General features: G+C 36.0%; 18 protein-coding genes and 1 pseudogene. 12 read left to right on the plus strand and 7 right to left on the minus strand.

The genetic code is table 11. From position 1 onward, the window contains the following. The first annotated feature begins 517 nt into the window (after positions 1-517). The 9 genes and pseudogenes from K3T81_RS19555 to K3T81_RS02600 all read left to right on the plus strand — a co-directional run bounded on the left by K3T81_RS19555 (position 518) and on the right by K3T81_RS02600 (position 11,794). Positions 518-2,638 carry a bifunctional glycosyltransferase/CDP-glycerol:glycerophosphate glycerophosphotransferase gene (locus K3T81_RS19555; RefSeq protein WP_238018046.1) on the plus strand — a complete coding sequence of 707 codons (2,121 nt, stop codon included), beginning with the start codon at positions 518-520 and terminating at the stop codon, positions 2,636-2,638. Positions 2,639-2,759: 121 nt separating this feature from the next. Continuing rightward, positions 2,760-3,971: a CDP-glycerol glycerophosphotransferase family protein gene (locus tag K3T81_RS02565; RefSeq protein ID WP_238018048.1), complete on the plus strand. Its 1,212-nt coding sequence runs from the start codon at positions 2,760-2,762 to the stop codon at positions 3,969-3,971. Positions 3,972-4,006: 35 nt separating this feature from the next. Next, positions 4,007-5,524 (plus strand): glycosyltransferase, encoded by a 1,518-nt coding sequence (locus tag K3T81_RS02570; RefSeq protein ID WP_238018049.1) that lies wholly within the window; start codon positions 4,007-4,009, stop codon positions 5,522-5,524. A 36-nt stretch (positions 5,525-5,560) separates the two neighbouring features. Next, positions 5,561-6,388 carry an ABC transporter permease gene (locus K3T81_RS02575; protein ID WP_238018050.1) on the plus strand — a complete coding sequence of 276 codons (828 nt, stop codon included), beginning with the start codon at positions 5,561-5,563 and terminating at the stop codon, positions 6,386-6,388. Positions 6,389-6,402: 14 nt separating this feature from the next. After that, positions 6,403-7,161, plus strand: a pseudogene (gene tagH, locus K3T81_RS02580) (teichoic acids export ABC transporter ATP-binding subunit TagH); the annotation flags it as partial. A 733-nt stretch (positions 7,162-7,894) separates the two neighbouring features. Continuing rightward, complete coding sequence (locus K3T81_RS02585) at positions 7,895-8,581, plus strand: IspD/TarI family cytidylyltransferase (protein WP_238018051.1); 687 nt, start codon at positions 7,895-7,897, stop codon at positions 8,579-8,581. A 2-nt stretch (positions 8,582-8,583) separates the two neighbouring features. Continuing rightward, on the plus strand, positions 8,584-9,318 hold the full coding sequence (locus tag K3T81_RS02590) for an SDR family oxidoreductase (protein WP_238018052.1): 735 nt from the start codon (positions 8,584-8,586) through the stop codon (positions 9,316-9,318). 25 nt (positions 9,319-9,343) lie between these two features. Next, positions 9,344-10,615 (plus strand): CDP-glycerol glycerophosphotransferase family protein, encoded by a 1,272-nt coding sequence (locus K3T81_RS02595; protein ID WP_238018053.1) that lies wholly within the window; start codon positions 9,344-9,346, stop codon positions 10,613-10,615. 30 nt (positions 10,616-10,645) lie between these two features. Next, positions 10,646-11,794: a CDP-glycerol glycerophosphotransferase family protein gene (locus K3T81_RS02600; RefSeq protein WP_238018054.1), complete on the plus strand. Its 1,149-nt coding sequence runs from the start codon at positions 10,646-10,648 to the stop codon at positions 11,792-11,794. A gap of 423 nt (positions 11,795-12,217) precedes the next feature. Here K3T81_RS02600 and K3T81_RS02605 read toward each other — a convergent pair whose 3' ends face one another. The 6 genes from K3T81_RS02605 to K3T81_RS02630 form a co-directional block, all read right to left on the minus strand. Then, the gene (locus K3T81_RS02605; RefSeq protein ID WP_238018055.1) at positions 12,218-12,937 is read right to left on the minus strand and encodes a glycerophosphodiester phosphodiesterase; all 720 of its coding nucleotides are present in this window, start codon (positions 12,935-12,937) and stop codon (positions 12,218-12,220) included. Positions 12,938-12,980: 43 nt separating this feature from the next. Continuing rightward, the gene (locus K3T81_RS02610) at positions 12,981-14,396 is read right to left on the minus strand and encodes a lipopolysaccharide biosynthesis protein (RefSeq protein ID WP_238018056.1); all 1,416 of its coding nucleotides are present in this window, start codon (positions 14,394-14,396) and stop codon (positions 12,981-12,983) included. A gap of 23 nt (positions 14,397-14,419) precedes the next feature. Next, positions 14,420-15,577 (minus strand): hypothetical protein, encoded by a 1,158-nt coding sequence (locus tag K3T81_RS02615; protein WP_238018058.1) that lies wholly within the window; start codon positions 15,575-15,577, stop codon positions 14,420-14,422. Further along, positions 15,540-16,673 (minus strand): polysaccharide pyruvyl transferase family protein, encoded by a 1,134-nt coding sequence (locus tag K3T81_RS02620; protein WP_238018060.1) that lies wholly within the window; start codon positions 16,671-16,673, stop codon positions 15,540-15,542. The genes K3T81_RS02615 and K3T81_RS02620 overlap by 38 nt, the downstream gene beginning before the upstream one ends. 69 nt (positions 16,674-16,742) lie before the next feature. Then, a complete protein-coding gene (locus K3T81_RS02625) occupies positions 16,743-17,798 on the minus strand; it encodes a glycosyltransferase (RefSeq protein WP_106897948.1) in 1,056 nt (351 codons plus the stop codon). Continuing rightward, positions 17,788-19,050, minus strand: coding sequence for an O-antigen ligase family protein (locus K3T81_RS02630; protein WP_238018062.1), 1,263 nt, complete (start codon positions 19,048-19,050; stop codon positions 17,788-17,790). The genes K3T81_RS02625 and K3T81_RS02630 overlap by 11 nt, the downstream gene beginning before the upstream one ends. Positions 19,051-19,262: 212 nt before the next feature. On the opposite strand from K3T81_RS02630, the gene K3T81_RS02635 reads away from it, so the two are divergent. Next, the gene (locus K3T81_RS02635; protein WP_238018064.1) at positions 19,263-20,372 is read left to right on the plus strand and encodes a glycosyltransferase family 4 protein; all 1,110 of its coding nucleotides are present in this window, start codon (positions 19,263-19,265) and stop codon (positions 20,370-20,372) included. Positions 20,373-20,399: 27 nt separating this feature from the next. Beyond that, positions 20,400-21,443: a glycosyltransferase family 4 protein gene (locus K3T81_RS02640; protein WP_106898578.1), complete on the plus strand. Its 1,044-nt coding sequence runs from the start codon at positions 20,400-20,402 to the stop codon at positions 21,441-21,443. A 124-nt stretch (positions 21,444-21,567) separates the two neighbouring features. Here the strand turns inward: K3T81_RS02640 and K3T81_RS02645 are convergent, their stop codons facing one another. After that, positions 21,568-22,620: an LCP family protein gene (locus K3T81_RS02645; RefSeq protein WP_106897945.1), complete on the minus strand. Its 1,053-nt coding sequence runs from the start codon at positions 22,618-22,620 to the stop codon at positions 21,568-21,570. Between the two features lie 354 nt (positions 22,621-22,974). Between K3T81_RS02645 and K3T81_RS02650 the strand changes: the two genes are divergently transcribed. Next, positions 22,975-23,706, plus strand: a complete 732-nt coding sequence (locus K3T81_RS02650; protein ID WP_238018065.1) for a WecB/TagA/CpsF family glycosyltransferase — start codon at positions 22,975-22,977, stop codon at positions 23,704-23,706. The last annotated feature ends 34 nt before the right edge of the window (positions 23,707-23,740 follow it).

Genomic DNA, 23,740 nt, shown 5'->3' on the forward strand with positions numbered 1-23,740 from the left:
TTACCTTTTTAATTATACTTTCTATTTTGGGATTATCATCTTTTAAGTCCATTAGAGACAATAAACTTATTATATACAGAATTTAAAAGTTATTAATCCTGCCATGAAAACCTATTGAAAACACTTTGATTTTGTTAGAATTAAATTTATGCAATAAAAATTGCAACCCTATTAATGGTATAAAAATAAAAGAATATTTTGTGGTTTTCGCTTACATATTGTAGATTTATAAACAAATGTTATATAATAGATACTTGAAAATTGTATGATAAGTGTCTTCTCGAAATAATAATAAATATCCTTGTGGTATAGTGGAGAAATGAATAGCAGAAATTAGAGGTAAGATGAGGTATGGAAAAAAGCAGATACCAATAAGTTAACAAGCTAATAATATCACCTGCTTAAAAAAGATTAATTAGTCATAGTATTTTTCAACAAAATTCTGCAGTATATTACAATAGTAATTGTCATTGAACATATGTAGACGTTGTTAATGGCCAATAAGGAGTGCTTATAAGTGAACAAAATTTCAATCATTATACCTGTATATAACACTGAGGAATACTTAAAAGATTGCATCACTTCTGTATTAAAACAAACGTATCAAAACCTAGAGGTTATCTTAGTTAATGATGGAAGTAATGAATCTTGTACTGCCTATCTTAAATCGTTACTCAAATTAGACGATAGGCTTCATCTTTATGAAATTGATAAAAGAGTGGGAACAGGGGCGGCTCGTAATTTCGGAATTGAGAAATCCACAGGGGACTTTCTTTACTTTTTAGATAGTGATGACTATCTTCCAGAGAAGACACTAGAGATCTTAGTAAATAATATAAAAGATCATAAACTAATCCGTGGCAGAATTAAAAAGACCAATTTTAGTAAAAGTATAGCTATAATATTAGAAGGTTTATTTAAGGTCAAATTATATAGTGATAAAAAATATAATTTATTAAAAAACAAATCTGTTTTAAATACTTTAATAAGGAAAGATTTCGTCCTAAATGAAAAACTTAATTTTTCAGAGAAAAATAAGATATATTCAGATCTAAAATTTATAGTACCTGCTTTTCAAAAAGCAGAAGTAGTTCCATACCTTAAAGAAGCTATATATTTTAAAAGAAATAGAAATGATCCAGTTTTAAATCCTTCTTTAATTCAACTTGACAAAGAGTATAGAATAAAAGATTTCATCACAATGTATAATCATTTAAAAGATGAATACGAAGACGTAGAAGTAAATAATTATCTGGACGTACAGTTTTTGAATTTTTACAGAAAGACAATTGTTACTTATTTTAAAGAAAATAATGGTGTAGATCAGTTTTTTGATGATCTGTCAAGCAGTGTAGAAAAAATGGAACAAAATGTATTAAATCGTTATGGGGTAATTTTGAGGAGAGAAATTAAGACGATACTAAAAGGGGATAAGAGGAAGTATAAAAAGATGAACTCTCTTCACCAATTATTAAGGGATATAAAAGATGGTTTAAAGACAAGAAGGAAGTTTTTTGTTCTTTTATACAGAAGAGTATTTATGAGATTACCAATTAAAGAAAATGTAGTATTTTTTGAAAGTTTCCTTGGTAAATCTTATTCTGATAGCCCAAAATATATTTATGAGTATTTGTTAAATAATAATTTGGGCTATAAGTGTGTATGGAGTGTGAGAGAAACTAAGGATATTCCAGGAAATCCGATTCAAGTCAAGAGATTCAGTCTGCGTTATTTTTATTATCTAGCCAGGGCGAAATACTGGGTAAGTAACATTAGGTTGCCTAAGTCTTTGAATAAAAGAGAAGGTAATGTATATTTACAAACATGGCATGGAACACCTTTAAAGACACTAGTTCTAGACCAGAAAGATATATTTTCCGCTGATCCTAAATATAAAGAGAATTTTTATATACAATCTAGAAGATGGGATTACCTTAGTTCACCAAACCAGTATTCATCTGATATTTTTAGACGTGCTTTTAAGTTTGAGAAAGAAATGCTTGAATTTGGATATCCTAGAAACGATATTCTCTATCAAAAAAACAATGATAGTAATATAAAAGAAATGAAAGAGAAGTTACAGATTCCTTTAAATAAAAAGGTTATACTCTATGCCCCAACCTGGCGTGATGATGAATTTTTCTCCAGGGGCAATTATAAGTTTACATTGAGATTAGAATTAGACAAAATGCAAGAAAATTTAAGTGACGATTATATTATCTTGTTAAGAACTCATTATCACATAGCAAATCGATTAGATGTTTCTGATTATCAAGGTTTTGTTTACGATTTTAGCGTCTATGATGATATTGCCGAACTTTATTTAGTCTCAGACATTTTAATAACTGATTATTCTTCGGTGTTCTTTGATTACGCCCATTTAAAAAGGCCAATATTGTTTTACACTTACGATATAGAGAAATACCGAGATCAATTAAGAGGTTTTTACTTTGACATGGAGCAAGAGGTACCTGGGCCTTTGCTAATGACAACGGACGAAGTTGTAAATGCAGTGGAAAATATTAATGAAGTCAGTAAAAAATATAGTGATAAATATGAGAACTTTTATAATAAGTATTGCTTATGGGATGATGGTCAGGCATCTGAGAAAACAGTAAAAGCTGTATTTCATAACTAAGAATTACTTAAATAAACTTTAAACATGGATTCAAGAGAGATCCATGTTTTTCTTTCTCAGATTCCAAATAAAGTGATATATTGAGTATATATGTTCTTAGTTTTACTTGAGGTGAGTTGATTTGAATATAAATAAAATAATAAAAAAAACAAAGAAAAGTAAATACATTCAATATTGCTTAAAATTATTGTTTTATATTGTAGGGAAAATACCTAGTCGTAAAAATACAATTATATTTGAAAGTTTTTTTGGGAAACAATACAGTGATAACCCAAAGGCGATTTATGAGTATATAAAAAAAGAGTATCCCGACTATAAATTGTATTGGAGTATTGATCGAAATTACTACAGTAATTTTAAACATCAGAATTTGAATTACGCCTTTCGTTTTAGTTTTAAGTGGATATTTTTAATGGCTACTTCTCGTTATTGGGTAGTGAATTGTAGATTACCTTTATGGATACCTAAACCAAGAGACACGATTTATATTCAGACATGGCATGGCACACCTTTAAAGAAATTAGGTATTGATATCGAAGAGGTGCGGATGCCGGGTACTGATACAGTTACTTACAAGAAAAATTTCCTTTATGAATCGAATAAGTGGGATTATTTAATCTCAGCAAATTCATATTCTACAGAAATTTTCAAACGTTCTTTTGGGTTCGATAACACTGTTCTTGAAAGTGGCTATCCTAGAAATGACTTTTTGTATACCCACAATAATAAGCAGAACATAGAAGAGATTAAAAGCAAATTAAACTTGCCGAAGGGAAAAAAAGTTATATTATATGCCCCTACTTGGAGAGATAATGATTATTATGGTAAGGGAAAGTATAAATTTTCCCTGAAATTAGATTTAAATACACTAAAAAAAGAATTAGGAGACGAATATATTGTATTACTTAGAATGCATTATCTAGTAGCTGAGAACTTTGAATTGAATGAGTTTAAAGGCTTCGTCTATGAACTTTCTACTTATAATGATATAAATGAGTTATATTTGATATCCGATGTATTAATCACAGATTATTCTTCTGTTTTCTTCGACTATGCCAATTTGCAAAGGCCAATACTCTTTTTTACTTATGATATTGAGGAATATAGGGAAGAACTTAGAGGATTTTATTTCGATTTGGAAAAGCAGGCACCAGGTCCCCTTTTAGAAAACAATGAACAGATACGGAAATATTTAAAGAGAATTAGTGAAGGCAGCTACCAACTTCCCTCTTCTTTCAAGGTTTTTTACAATAAATATTGCTATTTGGAAGATGGTGGAGCAACTAAGCGAGTAGTTACAAATTTATTAGACCAGAAAGATAATCATTCATAAAGTATCAGATTCGGCATCTTTTGGAGGTAAAAAGAATGAAAAAAATAACCCCTGTCATTATGGTTAGGTCTTTAAATGTTAAACGAGGAGGAGTGACAAAAGCGTCGGTAAAAAGAGCTAACGTATTAGCAAAAGAGCATAAAGAAGTAATAATTGTCACTTTTTTATTCCAACAGAATTACAAAAAAATAATACAAGAGTTCTACGATAAAAGTTTATTAGAAAAAAACGTGAGGGTTGTAAACTTTTTTGAGGATCTAAAACCAGTCAAAAAGCAATTAAAGATTTCCAGGAAACAAAAAAAATTGCATTTTGTTGATGAAAAAGGGTTTATTAAATTTCCTGTCAAAAAAAAGGGGAAAGAATTATGCTATAGGTATTATAAAGATGGTCTATATTTGAAATATAAAAGTTTTAATGAGGATGGTTCTATAAAATTCATTGATTATATGGACGCAAGCAGACATAGAATACGCAGGGAAGAATTTGATGAACATGGAATCCTAGTACGTACTCGCCAAATGGATAGAAACACTAATAAACCCCGATTAGATCAATATTTTGATTACAAAGGAAATTGTTACTTAAGTGTGCATGTTAATCCGAGTACAGGGAAAGAAGGAAGAGCTGCTAGATTTGTTACAAATCCACAGGAATATGAAAAATTACATAACCTTCAACAAGAATGGTTTAATACGTTTTTGCAAGGAATTAATTATCCGGTAATTACTTGTGAACTTCGGGGCTTACACAAAATCTTGCGTGAAGTTAAACATGATAAGGCCAAAAAGATTGAAGTGGTGCATACAAATCATCTAAAAGCCCCCTTTAACGATAAAAAAAGGATTAAGGAAAGTTATAAGGAACTTTTTCAACATGCTGATGAGTTAGATAAAGTTGTTTTTTTGACAAACGAACAAAAAGAAGATGTAGAGTCAGTTTATGGTCAACGCAAAAATTTTACAGTCATACCGCATTCGTGTCAGGTAGACAGTGAAAGCGTGGGTGAAAGTAATGACTATAATCCTAAACTAGCGGTAACTTTAGCTCGTTATCACGAGGACAAAAGGTTGGATGAGGCGATTCAAGCTTTTAAATATGTAGTCGAAAAAATCCCGGATGCTAAGTACTATATATATGGTAATGGGCCACTAGAAGAGTACCTTCAAAACTTAATAGAAAAGCTTAATTTGCAGAAAAATGTATTTTTAAAAGGTTATACTGACACACCAAAGGATATATATATAAAGGCTGCTTGCTCTATCTTGACCTCTAAGCAGGAAGGATTTGCAATGGTGATTACGGAAAGTATGGCTGTAGGCACACCTGTTATAGCGTATAATATAAAATATGGACCTGAGGATATAATTAATAATGAAATTAATGGTTGCTTAGTAGAACAAGGTGACAAGCAAGCACTTGCGAATAGAATAATTAAGGTGATGGAAGAGAAAGGTTATCGTAACAAATTATCCTTAAACACTGCTATAACTAGAGAAAGATTTAGTGAGGATAAGTTTGAAAAGAGTTGGTTGGATGAAATGAAACCTTAATGGCTTAACCTAAAGTCCGACTGGAAAGGATATACTATGAAATCAGCAATAAAGGTTGCTCAAGAACAATTAGAGAATTTTTATTTGATTAGAAGGCTCTCTATATACGAATTAAAAAGCAAAAACAAAAATAACTATTTAGGTATCCTTTGGGAATTTTTAAACCCTTCTATACAAATAGTTATCTATTGGTTTGTTTTTTCAGCTATAAGGAAAAAAAATCCAATTGAATTAGTTGACGGCCAACAAATTGAGTTTTTCAGTTGGTTACTAGCAGCATTCTTTTTATGGATCTTTTTTTATCAGGCTACAATTCAGGGTTCTAAGTCCATCTATACACGTCTTAGGATGCTTTCTAAAATGAACTTCCCTATGAGCATAATCCCAGGCTATGTTATTTTTTCTCAGTTTTATGTACACGTTATTATGCTTGCTATCGCAATCATAATATTGAATATAAACGGGCATTTTATATCAATTTATTACTTGCAATTGATTTACTATATGTTAGCGGCGTTTTGTTTGATCTTTTCTCTATCACTTATAACGTCAACATTGTCAACAATTGTTAGAGATATCCACATGCTTTTAAATTCAACGTTGAGGATGCTTTTGTATTTGTCGGGGGTCTTGTGGCCACTAGCTATTTTAGTAGGCCAATATGAAGTAATTATGAAGATATTAAAACTTAATCCACTTTATTACTTGGTTGAAGGTTATCGTGCAGCACTATTTGGTACAGAATGGCATTTTATTATAGAATGGGAATACAGTTTAGTTTTCTGGTGTATTGTGATCGTGCTTTTCCTAGTAGGTTCTACGTTACATGTAAAGTTCCGTAGACATTTTATAGATTATATATAAAGGTTTGTGATGATATGGAAAAAGCAATTATAGCTAAAAACATCCAAAAGAAATATAAATTGTATAATGGCTCAAAAGAACGGTTGTTAGATTTGTTGACTCCAAAGAGCTATGGGGAAGACTTCTATGCTTTGACAGATGTTAACTTTCAGGCAGATAAGGGAGACATTGTAGGATTTATTGGAGTGAATGGCTCAGGTAAATCTACACTTTCTAATATTATTGCGGGGGTAGTTCCAGAAACTTCTGGAACTTTAGAGGTAAATGGTCAGGCATCCTTAATAGCAGTGTCTTCTGGATTGAAGAATGACCTGTCAGGACGAGATAATATTGAATTAAAGTTGCTTATGCTTGGGTTTAATAAAGAAGAAATCAAAGCGTTAGAACCAGATATTATTGAGTTCTCAGAGTTAGGGAAATTTATCGACCAACCCGTCAAATCCTATTCAAGCGGTATGAAATCGAGGCTTGGATTCGCTATTTCCGTTACAGTAGATCCAGATATATTAATTATTGATGAGGCATTGTCTGTAGGGGATAAAGCCTTCGCAGAGAAAAGCTTGAACAAGATGAAAGAATTTAAAGAGCAAGGGAAAACGATGATATTTGTAAGTCATTCCATTGGCCAAATGAAAAAGTTTTGCGAAAAAATTCTATGGCTAGAATTTGGAATGGTAAAGGAATATGGTTCGGTTAAAGAGGTTATTCCTAAATACGAAGCTTTTTTAAAGCGTTGGCAAAAGATGTCAAAGGAAGAAAGAGAAATATATCGGAACTTTGAGTTAGACCTAGATCCCAAAAAAGTAACAAGAGAAGAGGAAAGTGATCTTGTTCAAGCTATAATAGATGAAGACCATCCCTTCGATAAAGAAGCCAAGTATAGTGAAAATCTTGTTAGTAAGATGGGGCATATTAAATCCAATTCCAGTTATATTTATTCTAATCTAAAGGGAAGTAGTAAAAAGATCCCTTCTGATTCATATCATAACCTTGTATATTATATTAAAAAGGAAGCAAGTGTTAATAATGAGTTATATTTTCTATTAAGTGAACAGCCAAGTGCTTCAACAGGCACAGTTGGCTGGATGAAATCCCCGGATGTATCTAGCCATAATGAAGTGCTTATAGATGAAGACGCAAAACAGTTTCTAATAAAAGGAACTGGCGAAGCATATAATCGACCATGGGGTGGGAAGAAAAATCTTATTTATGATGATCTAGAACAGTTTAAGAACACTGATTTTAATGTGAATAAGACGGTTAAGATTGGTAAAAACCTTTGGTACTATGGGGCGCTTGAAGAAAAAAGTGCTTGGATTCATCATAGCCACTTACAAGAGAAGAAAGACTAAATTATTCATATTTAAAAACGCGAGGTTAGCATCCCGCGTTTTTTTATTTTTAGATGTCGAAAAATTCTTTATATATTCGACGTTATCCGACAAACAATAGGCCGACTTACCGTTATAATGTAAATTAAACGTAAATTTTTTTAGGAGGAAAGTCATGGGTGAATACAGTCTGGTGTTATTGTCAGGTGGCGTAGGTAAGAGAATGAAATTAGATATGCCAAAGCAGTTTTTACTTCTTGCTGGTAAACCGCTCTTTGTGCACGTGTTGGAGAAGGTAGATAGGTTACAAGTAGTAAAAGAGATTATCATGCCATGCCCATCCGAGTTTATTGAGAAGACCGTAGAGATCATTAATAAATATGGTTTTACAACACCAATAAAATGTGTTGAAGGCGGAGGGACTAGACAGGAATCCGTATTCAAGGGATTGCAAGCAGCTGATTACGATAATGTTATCATTCATGAATCGGTGCGCCCATTCGTTTCTGAGAAAGATTTTATGAGATTAATTGAAACAAGTAATGAAAACGCTATCTTTGGATTGGACATTCCTTTTACAGTCTTACGGGGAGGCGAGGTTGTGGAAGGTAATTTGGAGCGAGATGAGCTGCTGAATGTGCAATTACCCCACAAGTTCAATGCCAAAAAGCTACTGTACGCACATCAATGTGCTATTGAGGATGGATTAAATTTTACAGAGGATGCAAGTCTTTATTTTCATTACTTCCGCTCAGACATAGCTGTATTGCCAGGTTCGGAATATAACATTAAAATTACGAAACCAATTGATCGTATTCTTGCCGAGGCCATTTATAAAGAAACTATATTATTGGGGGACTAAAAATGACAAAAACATGTATTATTACAGGTGCTAGTCGTGGTATTGGGAGAGCTATTGCAGTTTCACTGAGTTATGAAGAGGATGTTACTAATTTTATACTTATATCCAGGACGGAAACGGGACTAGAAGAAACAACCCTTTTAATGAATAGGGAGAAAAACACTCATTGTTATGCTTTAGATCTCGGAAACTATAGTGAAGTGCGCGAGATGATTGCCGAGATAGGTGAAAAATATGGTGCCATTGATATGTTAATCAATGTAGCTGGCTATGCTAACCCACAATCCTTATTAGAAACGTCTATTGAAGAGTGGGAAAAAACATATCAAGTTAATGTCCATTCCTTATTTAATATAACCAAAGAAGCAGTCAAATATATGAAACAGTCTGGTGGTAAAATCCTTAACGTAGCATCCACTGCAGGTAGTTCTGCTCGTCCGGGTTGGTTGGCTTATGCTTCTTCAAAAGCGGCGCTTATAAGCATTTCTCAAACGTTATCGGAAGAGCTTGCAGGTTATGGTATCCTTGTTTATTGTATTTCTCCAGGTAGATGTGCTACGGAGTTAAGAAGAATCCTTGCTCCTGATGAGGACCCTTCAACCATCATGCAACCAGAACATGTAGGAGAGGTCGTGCAACAGCTTCTTTCCGATAATGGGGTGTGCTTAGATGGGCAAAATATAGTAGTCAGGAAACAAGTACAACAAGTGAAAAGTCCTTCCAAACAAACGAGTTAATTACTGATAATAGAGGCGATACAATATGAATAAAATCGATATAACACAAATAGTCCTACTTGTACTAATACTTCTGTCAGTTAATCGCCCTTTATTGAAAAAGGGAAGGTTAATTGCTAAAAGAACGGTTGTAGTAACTGTTCACTCTCTATCAAAGTTAATTCCTAAAAAGAATCAACTCGTTGTTTTCGGTGGAGAAAACGGGCAAGGGTTTCGCGGGAACACTAAATACTTATTTTTAAAGATGAATGAGGATAAACAACTTGAATGCGTATGGATTTCTAGAAATAGTGAGGTTGTTTCCTCTTTAACAAAGAAAGGCTTTCAAGCATATAAGCATAACTCATTAAAAGGGATTTATCACCAATTAAAAGCACGGATGATTATTCATTCCCATTCAATTAATGATGATTTTAGCAAAGCTTTTGTTGGGGGAGCAATCTCTTATAATACGTGGCATGGCGTAGGATTGAAAAAGGTATGGGGAGCTAATAAAAATACATTCTCCTACAAAGTCCTGCACGAAAGGAGTAAATTAAAACGATACTTTGGTAAATTTGTTGTGAAAACAAATCTAGCAAAACGAAACTATGTGGTCTCAACAAGCGAAGCTGTTTCGTCTTATTACCCGGAGACCTTTTTAGTTCATGAGGAAAATGTACTTCAACTTGGCCAAGTAAGAAATGACGTCTTTTTCAAAGAAACAGAAGAAGATAAAGACATACCTGAATGGATTCGGAAACAAAAAGTCATTTTGTATATGCCGACACACCGAAGTTTTGGAAAGCTAGAGACTGATATTAATTCAGTTTTTGATTTTGAAAGATTAGATCAGTTCTGTGAAGAAATGGGTTACACCTTTCTAGTGAAAAGGCATATGTACAGTAGCGGCAACGTCCCTACTAGATTTAAAAATATTATAGATATTAGTGAGAAGCCATATGACCCACAATTGTTATTAAAGTACTCGGATGTGTTACTAACGGATTATTCCAGTTGTTATACAGATTACTTACTGTTGGATAGACCCGTTTTGTTCTATAGCTATGATCTGGATTTATATTTAAAGAAATCGAATGATATGTATTTTAATTACTTTGATGTTACCCCGGGTCCTAAAGTTAATACCTTTCCAGAGCTTATCGAAGTGCTTGAAAATTCAATTGCATACCCAGAACTCTATCGGGATGAAAGAAAAAGGGTATTGGATATCTTTTATTCTCAGGATAACCAACGAGAAGTGCTAGATAAACAGGTAACGTATATTTACGAACATGTTTTAAACCGCTTGTCTTGATCATTAATCTATAGAGAAAGTAGGTATAGTATGAAAAAAATCAGGTTACTACCTACTATAATCGTAAAATATTTTCTAGTCTCTTTGTATGTTGTATTTCTCATAATGTTTAAGCAAAATGAGAATAAAATGACTTTCGCTTCCTACAGGTCAAACAAAATTAAAGATAATCTAGCCTATCTTAGTGAAGAAATGCGAGCTAATTATCCAGAGATAAAGCAAACCTATCTATTTAAAAAACTGGATAGTTCCTTGTATGGAAAGCTTAGCTATACTTTTCATATGGTAAAAGCTTGTTTTCATTTAGCAACGTCACGTTATTTCGTTGTGGATGATTATTATTTCCCCATTTATGTAGTTAAACCTAGGAGGGATCTGGAGATTATCCAACTTTGGCACAGTGCGGGTGCTCTAAAAAAATTTGGTTATAGTACAGTTGGGAAGAGTTTTGGCCCGAGTAGAAGTTATTTAAAACACGTCCCCATTCACGGGAATTATACCAAGGCCTATGTAAGCTCAAAAGAAGTCATTCCTTATTTCTCTGAGGCTTTCAATATGCCTAAAGAGAATATCCTTCCATTAGGCATTCCGCGGACTGATTACTTTTATAATGATAACCGTTTGTTAGAACAGGGTTTTTATAGCGATTTCCCTGATTTAAAAGGTAGAAAGATAATTTTATATGCTCCTACTTTTAGAGGGAAAAGTCATTATCAAGAGGCGTTTGCCATCCCCTTCGATATAGATTTCATGGAGAAAATGCTGCAAGAGGAATATGTGTTGCTTGTTCATCTACATCCGTATATGCAAGCAGGGGTTAATGCAGCTGATACTGATTTTTCTTATTATATTAAAGAGGGGTATACGATACAGGAACTTCTAATGCTGACGGATGTATTGATAACCGATTACTCTACCATATTCTTTGACTTTAGTATTCTAGAAAGGCCCATTATATTTTTTCCCTATGATCTGGAAGACTATAAAAAAGAGCGAGACTTCTATTATGAGTATGAGAAACTGATACCCGGTCCTATGGTAATGGATACAAAATCTCTGGTCGAGGCAATCGTAAATCTACCAGATGATCACGAGATAAAGCAATTTAAAGACCGCTTCTTTGACTATCAAGATGGAAGAGCAACAGAAAGAATTGCTGCCGATATCCTCAGTAGATAAATAGCCCTTAATAATAGAGGCTAGGACTAAAGACCTTTGTTAAAAGCCGGGCGATTAATCAATTATTTTAGGTATAGATTGAATCGCCCGGCAATTTTTTTAACATTTCAGTATAAGACTCCACTTTAGCGGAGGAAAATACGTAGACTCCTTGAAAATGCATTCGCTCTTTCTGCGTGCGATGAATCGCTGACGAAGCCTTACTTGTCCAGTGGGAACAGCACGAGTCCGAAGTACCCCGGAAGCTAGGGCAAGGAACAAAGGCTAAAAGCGCCACATCCTGTGGCAACGCCTTCGTGACCAACATCCTGTTGGCCCGAGGCTAAGGCCGTGCCCACGGAAAGCGAGTATTTTCCGTAGCGCCGAATAAGCAATAACTTGTACTCTTTTGTTAACTTGTCCCATTCTCAGTTTTAAACCTTGTTAGTTTTCTCTCACAAAGATTTCTGGATTATTTGAGAAGACGCCATCCACGCCGTATTCCACAAGCTGTTCGTATCTCTCCATTCCATTAACTGTATATGGATATACTTTGTAGCCAAAACCTTTACACTCTCTGACGAATTCTCTATCGGTATACACGTTATTTGGGTGAATGCTAGTGATGTTGAGGCCACTTTGCTTTGCGTATTCCCATGGATTTAATATTCGGTAATAAAAAAGCATGCCCAATGGTATAGAAGGGTCGATTTCTTGAATGTTTTTTAAGGCGACATGATCAAAGGAAGACAGGATAACATTAGATAAGCGATCATGCTCTCTAAGGCAATCAATTAATTTCTTTTCAATCCCCTGGTAAATAACAGGGATATTTTTAACTTCAATATTTAATAAAAGGTCTTTAGGGCACAACTCCAGTACTTCACTTAAGGTAGGGAGAACCACACCCTTATATTTTTCATCGAATGAAGCCCCAATATCAATCTGCTTTATTTCCTCTAATGTATAATCTTTTATCAAGCCAGCATTTTTATTAAAACGCATTAATTTATGATCATGACAGACAACGAGGTGCCCGTCTTTGGTTAGTTGGACATCTAATTCCATTGCCTTCACGCCGTGTTCGATTGCTAGTTGAAAGGCGGGTAGTGTGTTTTCTGGTGCTTCTGTTAAAGACCCGCGATGAGCGAAATTTAGTACCATATACATCATCTCCGTTCTTCATATTACTAACAGGATAACACAACTATTCTGCATTTTGCTTATGGAAGAATGCCATTCCTGTCCTATATAAAAGCCCAATCAACTCTCTATTTACAAAAAGAAAGAGCATCCCGGCTATAGCAATACTTATAAATAATGCTTTGTCCTCTAGAATAAAGGGCAAGATTAAGGAGAGGAAAAGGAGAGCAAATAAGGGGACCAATTCTCTCCACTGTATTCGTATAGTAAAGTACTTATGGGAAGCAGTAACTCGGAATAACCACATACATAGAAATGCCAATAAAGTGGAAGCTGCAATGCCATATAGACCAATAAATGGGACGAGCGCAAGGTTTAACAAAATATTAAGCAGTGCTCCCATCAAAGAAGTAAGGAAAAGACTATTTGTTTTTTTTGCGCCATGAAAGCCAGCACCCCAAAATTGAGAAAGCGAGCTAAATAAGGCACCGATTAGCATAATTCCAACGTATTTCCAGGACTCGCCAAACGTATCGGCAATGACAATTTCCATGGCTGGTTTGGCTACTAAAATAATGAGAATGGCTGTGGTAATCATTAACCTTACATAATGTTTGAAAACAATAGAGTAATAAGCATCTTTTTCTTTTGAATGGAAGGACGTAATTGCACTGTCTTTCCACGCTAGAAAAAATATGGTGTTGACCATAAGTAGTAAGGCAGGAATTTTATTAGCGACCGCGTAAATACCATTAGCATCTAAATGAAGAAATGCTAGAATAACATAACGATCAGACATGGTTAGTATCCACCAGCTTAACGCACCAGGAATGATTGGGATAGAATAGGTTAAAAAGGACTTTAGTAAGCTTTTAGAGTATCCCTTCCATCCTATATAGCGGTGAAACTTTAGTATCCACCATGCGATGATGGTGACAGATGCTGCAGCTAGAATAGAAGAATAGAAAAAGGACAATAGCCTAAGGTCGAAAACATAAATAAAAATGAGAATAAATCCAATGGAGAAGGCTGTCTGTATAATACCCAGCATCGCAAATAATTTATTAAACCCGAGTCCGCGGGCACATTGCTGTAAGAAACTACTAGTTACCGTGAAATTAATTAGTAGCAGAAGTTCCCAATGATAGGGAAAGTCAACAAAAAGCATGACAGCAAGCGCGGTAGCATTAAAAATAAGTAGGTTGCGCAGAATAGTGAGCGTTCCAGTAGTAATAATACGTCCCCGTTCTTGTGGCTGCTCTTCTTCTAATAACCATCTATACACTGCTGCAACTAATTCAAATGTAATGAAAGGGACGATAAGGGAAACAGTCGTCCACAACAAGTCCCACGTGCCGTATTCTGCCGAAGTGAAATAATGCGTATATAGTGGCAACATAAGAAAGATGAGGAGTTTTGACCCAAAGTTGGCAATAGCATAGATGATTGTATCTTTAAATAGCTTTTTTCCATTGGTCATTGTCATCCTTCCATTCTATTCTACTATTTTCCCTGCATGATCAATCTCTTTAAGCCATGTTTTACTTTATAATATGGCATTAATAAATAAGAAGAAGCCGAGATTGGAAACGCATGCTTTCCCATCTCATTATAAATTTCCTCAGCATAAGCATCTCTTTTAACATCTGCAAGGACTTTGGCAATATACTTGGTTTTTTCTTGACGGTATACATTCAGGTCAAACACATGATGATATAAATCGAGTTTACCTTGGATCTCCAAAGTTAGCATGGAACGGAGGCATTTTTCACAACGAGAACAGTTTGCAGAGCTTCCCCCGGCACATACATTTAAGTAACGGTGTGTTGGCTCATACTCGGCTATGTGACGTGTCTTTTCCACTCTAGAGTAATTAGCACCTGATGAAAAAAAACTTAAAGACTCTGTCGACAGCATTGTTAGAGTAAGCAGGTCATAGGATCCAGCGACCTTTGTTTTTAATTGGAAATCTTTGAACTGCCTGCCTGACGAATAATAGTAGTAGCGAAATAACTTTTGCATGGTCAGCACAGCCGCTACATTTCTTAATGTATGAGTTTGCACGTAATTCATCTTCAATACTTCACTGAGGTTCGAATCAACTTCAATAATATCGATATCTTGCTCTTCGGCAAATGGGCGAATCAGCTGGATGCGTTTTTGAAAAAGGTCGCGTGCTTCCTGTCCACCAAAGTCACCGTGCGACCCGACATTATGGAAGGTGAAATGAGTTAACCTAAAAGATGGTGGACAGGCTCTATGTAGATGCTCGTAAATGGTATGGAAGGAATCAACACCACCTGAGAAGCCTGTACCGACCGCATTTGCAGTTTTGACCGGGTTGGGCATAAGAGTTTCTGCTTTAATCGATATCCTATTTAAATGCGGTAGTGCAATACAAAGCGCCCCTATGAGATACGTTGTTATGGTGTAGTACAGTTTTTCTGATACTGGTGCCTTAAGAAATATATCTTCCCCACGCTCCATGGCCAAAGGTAACAGCCCTACCAAAAAGGAATCAGCTCGCTCTTTCAATAAGTATTGCTCATAGTCTACCGGAACGCTAAACCAAAGGGACTCTTGCTTGTTCTCTATTTCAAATTTTGCCTGCAACCTTGCAGTGTTATTTATCTGAACTACTTCGGGTTTGTAAATGATCATCTTGATTCCTCTTCCTGCCTAAAAACACGTCTAGCTCTTTAAAATGATTTTCTGAATCGACTTTTTCTTTACTAATCTCAGGTGCTGCCATTTCCATGCTTTGCTGGACATCGAGTGGATGAAGCTTATGTAACTGTGCGAAGTCTGTATAGTGTCCAGTAAATCCGATGTCTTCCATTACGTGGAGCATTTTAGAGCTGTAGAGAATGGGATAAACAGGTTTTTGATATATCCAGCCAATAATCATGGCGTGAAATCGTGTAGCGATAATGCCTGCAGAATCGGCCAACTGTTGCAATATCTCTTCTGGATTATTCTTATAATAGCTCGTCTTCACTTTCTTTCGAGCAGTTTCTGGTATCCTGCTCACAATCTCCTTGATTGCAATGGGGTCTTCTTCATACGCACAAAAAGATAGCAACAATACCTCATATCCTTGTTCTATAAAAAAGAGCGCTATGTCTTTTATTTTTGTATAATAGATGGTATCCATGTCAGCCAGATGCTTACGTACAGAGGGCTTAATCACAGAAATCGAGATAACATTTTTGTGTTTTAACGCCTTCTTCGCTGGTAGTTGAAAGACAATATCAGCGGCTAAACGAACAGGCTTTAAATCTTGAAACAACTTATAGCTATGTTCTTCCCGAAAACATATGTCCTGATCATGCTGAAAAATCTTTTTATGCTCTGTATAAAAGTCAGGGTCATCATACGGACCAAAATTAGCACCTAATAGAAAAAAAGGTCTTTTCTTCCTCCGCATTGCTTTTGTTATCTGTAATTCCTTCCTCCATTGTTCCCCCTGTATAAATAACGATCCTCCAATTTGCACGGACGCATCACAGTCTCTGTTCAACCATCTGTACAATAAGAAATAGAGGTTGAATTTTCGAACGAGAAGGTTGGCAATCCGGTACATAAGGGAATCACTTGGAGCAATGAGCAGGTTTGGTAAATTCTGAAATGTAGTTCGGTAATGCCTTGGAGCATACAACACAAACATGGTATCAGGATACCGTTCACATATAATTTTTATAAATAAGTCATCCCCTAAATTCCCGTATGTATATGCATAGATTCTTATTTTTTTCATCCTACATCGCACCTCTAATAATATCCTTTCACAATAGTGAACAGTTTAGACCTTATAAAGTCATTTATTTTACTTTGCTACCATCCGAAATAGGGTGTGGAAAGGGGAGGGCAGATACCTGGTTAGCTCTTTAATAAAGAATAGATAATACAACCCATTTAATGACTGGTTCTTAACAAGATATAGAAAAATTTTCACCTTCCATGCTTGATCATCTTGGATGATGCCATGATCCACACTCTCTTTCATAATGACTCGAAGTTGCTTTTTTCTCTCCTGTTTACTTAAGGGACTGTGGCGGTGAAATAGATTACTACATGCATTAATTGAAGTAGCAGTCATGACCGTATTAAGCTCTAATCTGTTTTCGGTTGTGTATTTTTCTTGCCTCTTTAAAAATTCCCGAATTCTTTCTTGAAGGAACTGCTGTTTGGAGTAGAATTCGTCAATATACCCTCTAGACAGCGACGTATTTCCGTGTGACACGTAAGTATATAGAGGATCGGCGAGTATGTAGACAGACGAGCAGACTTGTAGATAATCCAGATTAAACAGTAAATCTTCCCCCATGCTAATAGTTTCGTCAAAACGGATTGCATGCTCGTGTATGATCGAAAGAACGTATAGTTTATTACATGGCGAGGGGAGCAGAATTTTTCGATATAATACTCCGAAATGTTGCAGAAAAGCGGATTTAGAGAATTTCCATTCCATTTCAGGCACATGAGGAATAGTTACCTGCTTTTTCCCCCCTAACTGAGCATGGTAGCCACAAAGGACAAGATCAGTATCTAATAATGCACACTCAACCAGCTTTTCTGTCATCGTCGGATGAATGTAATCATCTGCATCTACAAACTGAATAAATTGCCCACTAGCCATACTGATACCTGTATTCCGGGCAGAGGAAGGTCCTTTATTTTGTTGATGAATAACGGAAATCTGGGAATGTTTTGCTGCAAGCTCGTTACATATTTCTCCACTAGTGTCTGTCGAACCATCGTTCACAAGAATAACGTCAATTTGCTTATAAGATTGCTGTAAGATGCTTTGCACACAATAACGCAGATCCTTTTCAGCATTATATACAGGGACAATAATACTTACCACATTGTTACGAGACATTTTTTTCAGCTCCCAGCAGAATAATGACAATGGTTAAATAGGATATAACAGAAGGTGCTAGTAGAACATGCCCTGCCAAAAAAGAAATACCCAAACACAGGAAGATTGTGACTGCTAATAAAAAAGATGGTGCACGAACAGGGAATAAACGTTTTACCAGCATGAAACCCAACCACGCAAAAGGAATGAGGAGGATGATACTGCCTACCACCCCATAGCCGAAAAACAGATCAAATAGATCCATTTCGACCAACTTAGCAGCTCCTTCCTCATAATCTCCCGCATACCCTAGGCCAAATGCTTGTCTTATGTGGCTGGCATTTTTAAAATCCTGATAGGTTTCTCGAAGGTAAATATCACGTGAGCTCAGTATTCGATTCAGCAAACCAGCCCTATTTCCTGATTGCTCCAATTGCAGGGGAGGCTGTTCTTGATAGTTTGGCCCTGTTATCTGCTCGGTATTTTCACGTATTGGACTGAGCGGAATCAGTACAATGAGTAAGAAAGATAGAAACAATAGCAGAAGATGCCTTCTATCCTGCCAAAATCTAATATTTTCTTTCATAATACAAAGGAAGGCACTTACGATTAAGACAATTCCTCCTAAAAAGGCTGTCTTCGTACCAATAGTCGGTACCATGGCAAGCAGCAAAATGAAGGCAACCCAGGTTATAGCTTTTGGCTTGAAATGTGTGATTTTAGTTAACAGGATACCTAGCAAACATAGAATAATGACACTTAATTCATTTGCCGAAAAAAACCAGCCAGCGTACCCCTCTCCTGTGAAATTATAGCTCTCCCGGCTCGTATTCGTGATAATAGCTAACCAATAAGCGATGCCAATAATAAGGCTGATAAGTTCAGAAACGCGGTATAAGTTCTGTTTAGATATGTAAAGTCCTACTAACAAGATTGCTGTTGTTGCCATTGTCAGGAAATAGGAAGTCTTCATTGCAAAATTAATCTCCTGAAACAAATTCATCTGGGGCTTATATAGGTAGTTAATCAAGAGACTGATTAGGATTACAGTAAAAGGCAGGAGAAATAAAAGAAGTTGGCTTTTTCCCCTTTTTATATGCCAAATGCTCAGCATGATGAACAGTCCAGCCATAAGTAAAGTTCGTACAAATGCACCAACGGAAATAGGTAATTCTTGTGTGAAGGCTGTCATCAAATCTAATAAAGGTTGGATCAGAAAAAGTATAAACAGCACTTGGTTTATCGAACCTTTTTTTATTGGGAAATAATTCATTTTCATGTCCTCAGCTATAATCTTTTTAAACAATATTTTTAAGGTAAACGTAATCAAGCTCATACCAAATGTGCAAAGTTAAACACGCTTGCATGCTATATGCCCTCCATACAGTAATGGTCAACTTTCACGTTTCTATTCAGCGCCATTATAATTCTTCCACCAGTTGGTTATATTGATGTATTAATAACTCAACAGAGGTGGCTATTAACATGAAGGTGTTACATTTAAACGCTGGGAATGAAACTGGCGGAGGTATGCATCATATTCTTGGGCTTATGAAGGAATTAAATCGAGATCAGTTTATACTAGGAGTATTAGAACGTGGCGAGTTATTGGAGAGAGCGGAGAAAGAAGGTATAAATACCGTTTATTTTACTTGTAATACAAGGCTTAGTCTGCCATTAATACGTAAGATAAGAGCATATATCATAGAGCAAGAAATAACGTTTATCCATACACACGGACCGCGAGCTAATGTTTATGCCAACATGTTAAAAAGGTTAGTGCCATTTCAGTGGATTACGACAATACATAGTCACCCACTTCACGATTTTATGGGGCGTGGAATGTATGGTAGATTGCTCTCGCGCGTACATATAAATGCAGTGAGACGCGCAGATAAACTAATTGCGATATCGGATAATTTTAAAAAGAGCTTATCTGAGATTGGTATTACTCCAGGAAAAATTGTAACGACGTTAAATGGCATTGATTTTAGTGAATGTGATCGAAATACATATTCGAAAAAAGAATTTGGTATACCAGAGAATGATTTTCTGTTATTGATGGTAGCAAGGCTTGAGCCCGTAAAAGGACATGAATTGGCATTAAAGGCATTCGCAAAGCTTCTACTTAATAACAATGATTGTCACTTAATGCTTGCAGGGGATGGGGGACTAAGAGCGAAGTTGGAAAAACAGGCGATTGATTTGGGCATTGCATCGCATATTCACTTTGTCGGACATCGGGAAGATATTGATTGTTTCTATGAAATGGCAGATGTCACCATGCTTACCTCTTTTAGTGAGAGCTTTCCCTTGGTATTATTGGAGTCTGCTAAGGCCAGAACACCTGTTATCGCAACAGATGTTGGAGCAATTGGGGAGCTTATTATGGACAAGTCATATGGTTGGCGGGTTAAGCCGAATAACGTCAGAGAACTACACGCAGCATTGCTTGATGCATTATTTATGTATCGAAAGGGAATGTTACCTTTAATAGGTTCGAAGCTACAATCTCACGCAGCACAAAAATTTACATTGGAGAAGTTAGCAGAAAACATATATAATGTATATCTAAGCATGAAAAAAATAGACTGACTAGAAGAGGTGGGCTAAGTGGTAAAAATAGTGCTATTAGCCTTTATTAGTACGCTGCTATCGTTAATCATAACACCAATTGTTATTAAATACGCGAAAAAATTGAATGCAACCGATAAACCAAACCACCGTAAAGTACATACGGATCCTGTCCCAACATTGGGTGGATTAGCCATTTATATGAGCTTTCTAATAGGGTTGGTTATTCTCCAACCAATAAGTGAATACCATCTTTCTATTGTTGTGGGAGCCTCGCTAATGGTAGGGTTAGGTTTTTTGGATGATATCTTTGATCTTTCTGCAAAGTTGAAATTTATCGTGCAAATTGCCGCAGCCTGTATCGTGGTCTTCTGGGGAGGGCTACAGGTTGAATTTATTAATCTCCCATTTGGTGGGCAGATCGAGTTCGGTATTTTAAGTACAATCATTACGATCTTTTGGATCGTGGGAATTACAAATGCGATTAATTTTATTGACGGGCTAGACGGACTTGCAGCAGGTGTATCATCCATTGCGCTTTTTACTATCACGGTAATGGCAGTCATGATGGGGCATCTTTATGTAGCGACCGTGGCTTTAGTTCTTTTCTTTAGTGTTCTTGGCTTTTTACGGTATAATTTTTTCCCGGCGAAGATATTTATGGGGGATACTGGGGCTTTATTTCTCGGATTTATGATTTCTGTCTTGGCGTTATTAGGGTTTAAAAATGTCACGATTGTTTCTTTTATTATCCCGATATTTATATTAGGGGTTCCGATTTCGGACACCTTAATTGCCATGGTACGAAGGTATATTAATAAACAACCGATGTCGAGCCCGGACAGTTCTCATTTACATCACAGTCTCGTGAAATTCGGGATGACACACAAACAGACCGTACTGTTTATTTATGCGCTAAGCGCAATGTTCAGCTTGGCAGCCATTTTGTTTTCCATGACGACAGTATGGGGTTCAATTCTAATCTTTACCGTCGCTCTGGTAACCCTTCAGGCGTTAATAGAAAATCTGGAACTAATAAATAGTGACTACAAGCCATTAACAAATTTATTTAAAGGATTTCGGCAAAAATAAACAGAGGAGCTGACAGCCTTGTTGCTGTCAGCTCCTTTTTCACATGGTTAAATGTCTTTAGGCCAGAAAGCAACGACGAAATAAGAAAACTCCCATTCGCTTGATGAGCGAATGGGAGTTTTCTTTAATATGGACTCGAGTTTTCCTCCGAAGTCGTCGTACCGTCTGTGCTGTTGACTGTACTGCTACTTGGGGTTATGCCCAAATGGCTCTGTAATGTTTGTTTTGTCTCTTGCAAAGCAACTTGATCTAACTGCCAATAATAAACGTTTCCTGGTTGGTAATCATTTCCTTCAAGACTTAACGTTTCAAAATTCAAGTTTTTTCCTGCTGTTCCATAAGATATAAAGCTCTTCATTTCACTGAAGGTCATATTCGTCGTCATGTTACTTCCCACAGCATCGATCACATCATCGTATTTCAATACGGAGTTAAGAGAAGCTGCCTTTCTTACTACCGATTTAATAATTTCTTGTTGTCTTTTTCCACGTTCAATATCATTATCTTGCTTTCTTGTTCTAGCAAGCGCAAGTGCTTCTTCCCCGTTCAGTTGCTGCTCGCCTGGAAGTAGGTGAATCGCTCCTGCCTGGTCTTTAGAATTTTGCTCTTTTAATTCATAAGGGACATCTACATTTATACCATCTACCGCATCTACCACATCGATGAAGGCTTCGAAGTTGACTTTCACATAGTAGTCTATCGGGATTTCTAATAGATTTTCCACTGTATCAATCGTAGCCGTCGTTCCTCCACGAGCATGAGCGTGGTTTATTTTGTCTTCCCGGCCGATTTCCGGAATATAGACATAAGAGTCACGCGGAATACTAAGCAACTTCACACTATCATTCTTTTTGTTTAGTGTAGCAACCATTAATGTATCGGTACGAGAGTTGTCTGCATTTTGGCGAATGTTACTAGCATCCACACCCATAATTAACACGGAAACGTTATCTTTTGTAGGGTCTACGGCTGCTTCCCTTAATTCTGACTTTTCTCTTCCATCATCTTCATAGGAATTTGAAAATACACTGTCTGCCTTTATATACAAGTAAGATGCATAGGATACCCCTGCAAGAATAACGAGGAGAGGGATGAGGATAAAGAAAGCACGCTTTTTTAGTCTTCTCCTCTTCGTCCTTCTTACCACACGTGTTTGGTTTGTTTTATTATGTGACATACTTTTATTCACCCTTATTTTAAAATAGAAAAACGTAACATTTAATGTTATCATAATTTTATTAAGAATTTTAGTTGTTGTTCAAAAAATCCGGTAAAAATGACACATCGAATTTCTTCGTTGGCTTGCCTTTCCGTTCCTCACGTATTAATTGCATACGTTCCGGTACTCAAAGCTACGCCGCCTCGAACTTCTCGGTCCTTTTTATCCTCCTTTTTGAATACGCACTTTAGTTAATTACAAAACTAAGCTTAATTTTACTATGAATACGTGGTTTAGTAAACAACATTTGTATTACAATTTTGTAAGTTATATGTATTAGACGTTAAATAGGGATGAAAGGTTGCACATAAAATGGTAGATTCGAAGGATTTTGTGAAAATAATGGATATCCCTTTTCTGAATAAGAGGAAAAAGGATGCTTTGCATCATTACATATTCCCACGTCTCAACAAACAACAAAAATGTTTTATCGTGACAGGAAATCCGGAAATTGTAATGAAAACAAGGGAAGATCCTACATACAAGCAAATCGTGCTTTCTGCTGACTATGTAATTCCAGATGGCGCGGGGATTTTACTAGCAGCAAAGCATATAAAAGAGCCGATTCCAGAAAGGGTTTCTGGTTTGGACGTTATGATGGACCTTCTTTCTTTTGCAGAAGTCCAAGGGTTACGTTGTTTTTTTCTTGGAGCGAAGGACTATGTTAATGAAAAAGCTGTACTAGAAGCGGAGCGGAAATATCCTAACCTCAAAATTGCAGGGCATCATCACGGTTATTTTGAATTAGAGGACCCTGCTATTGTGAAAAAAGTTAAAGACAGCAATCCAGATATAATTTTTGTTGCTTTAGGGCTTCCACGACAAGAGGAGTGGATTTCCAAGCATATTGATGAATTTTCTAAAGGGTTGTTTATGGGTGTTGGTGGAAGTTTCGATGTATTAGCAGGAAATGTAAAGCGCGCACCTGATTGGATAATTAAGTTGAATCTGGAGTGGCTATATCGTCTTATAAAGCAGCCATATCGGTTTAAACGAATTATTAAAGTGTTTGAGTTTATATTTCGTTTTTATCTAAAAAAATAAGTAATTTCAAGAGAGCCTGCTGTAAGTTTTGTAG

The organism is Oceanobacillus jordanicus (genome assembly GCF_022095695.1).
Taxonomy (GTDB): domain Bacteria; phylum Bacillota; class Bacilli; order Bacillales; family Amphibacillaceae; genus Oceanobacillus_B; species Oceanobacillus_B jordanicus.

What these genes read in the sequence shown, in the direction of transcription:
- K3T81_RS02570 (WP_238018049.1), top strand. Translation starts at nt 4,007, where the DNA reads ATGAAAAAAATAACCCCTGTCATTATGGTTAGGTCTTTAAATGTTAAA.
- K3T81_RS02575 (WP_238018050.1), top strand. Translation starts at nt 5,561, where the DNA reads ATGAAATCAGCAATAAAGGTTGCTCAAGAACAATTAGAGAATTTTTAT.
- K3T81_RS02585 (WP_238018051.1), top strand. Translation starts at nt 7,895, where the DNA reads ATGGGTGAATACAGTCTGGTGTTATTGTCAGGTGGCGTAGGTAAGAGA.
- K3T81_RS02590 (WP_238018052.1), top strand. Translation starts at nt 8,584, where the DNA reads ATGACAAAAACATGTATTATTACAGGTGCTAGTCGTGGTATTGGGAGA.
- K3T81_RS02595 (WP_238018053.1), top strand. Translation starts at nt 9,344, where the DNA reads ATGAATAAAATCGATATAACACAAATAGTCCTACTTGTACTAATACTT.
- K3T81_RS02600 (WP_238018054.1), top strand. Translation starts at nt 10,646, where the DNA reads ATGAAAAAAATCAGGTTACTACCTACTATAATCGTAAAATATTTTCTA.
- K3T81_RS02605 (WP_238018055.1), bottom strand. Translation starts at nt 12,937, where the DNA reads ATGGTACTAAATTTCGCTCATCGCGGGTCTTTAACAGAAGCACCAGAA.
- K3T81_RS02610 (WP_238018056.1), bottom strand. Translation starts at nt 14,396, where the DNA reads ATGACCAATGGAAAAAAGCTATTTAAAGATACAATCATCTATGCTATT.
- K3T81_RS02615 (WP_238018058.1), bottom strand. Translation starts at nt 15,577, where the DNA reads ATGATCATTTACAAACCCGAAGTAGTTCAGATAAATAACACTGCAAGG.
- K3T81_RS02620 (WP_238018060.1), bottom strand. Translation starts at nt 16,673, where the DNA reads ATGAAAAAAATAAGAATCTATGCATATACATACGGGAATTTAGGGGAT.
- K3T81_RS02625 (WP_106897948.1), bottom strand. Translation starts at nt 17,798, where the DNA reads ATGTCTCGTAACAATGTGGTAAGTATTATTGTCCCTGTATATAATGCT.
- K3T81_RS02630 (WP_238018062.1), bottom strand. Translation starts at nt 19,050, where the DNA reads ATGAATTATTTCCCAATAAAAAAAGGTTCGATAAACCAAGTGCTGTTT.
- K3T81_RS02635 (WP_238018064.1), top strand. Translation starts at nt 19,263, where the DNA reads ATGAAGGTGTTACATTTAAACGCTGGGAATGAAACTGGCGGAGGTATG.
- K3T81_RS02645 (WP_106897945.1), bottom strand. Translation starts at nt 22,620, where the DNA reads ATGTCACATAATAAAACAAACCAAACACGTGTGGTAAGAAGGACGAAG.
- K3T81_RS02650 (WP_238018065.1), top strand. Translation starts at nt 22,975, where the DNA reads ATGGTAGATTCGAAGGATTTTGTGAAAATAATGGATATCCCTTTTCTG.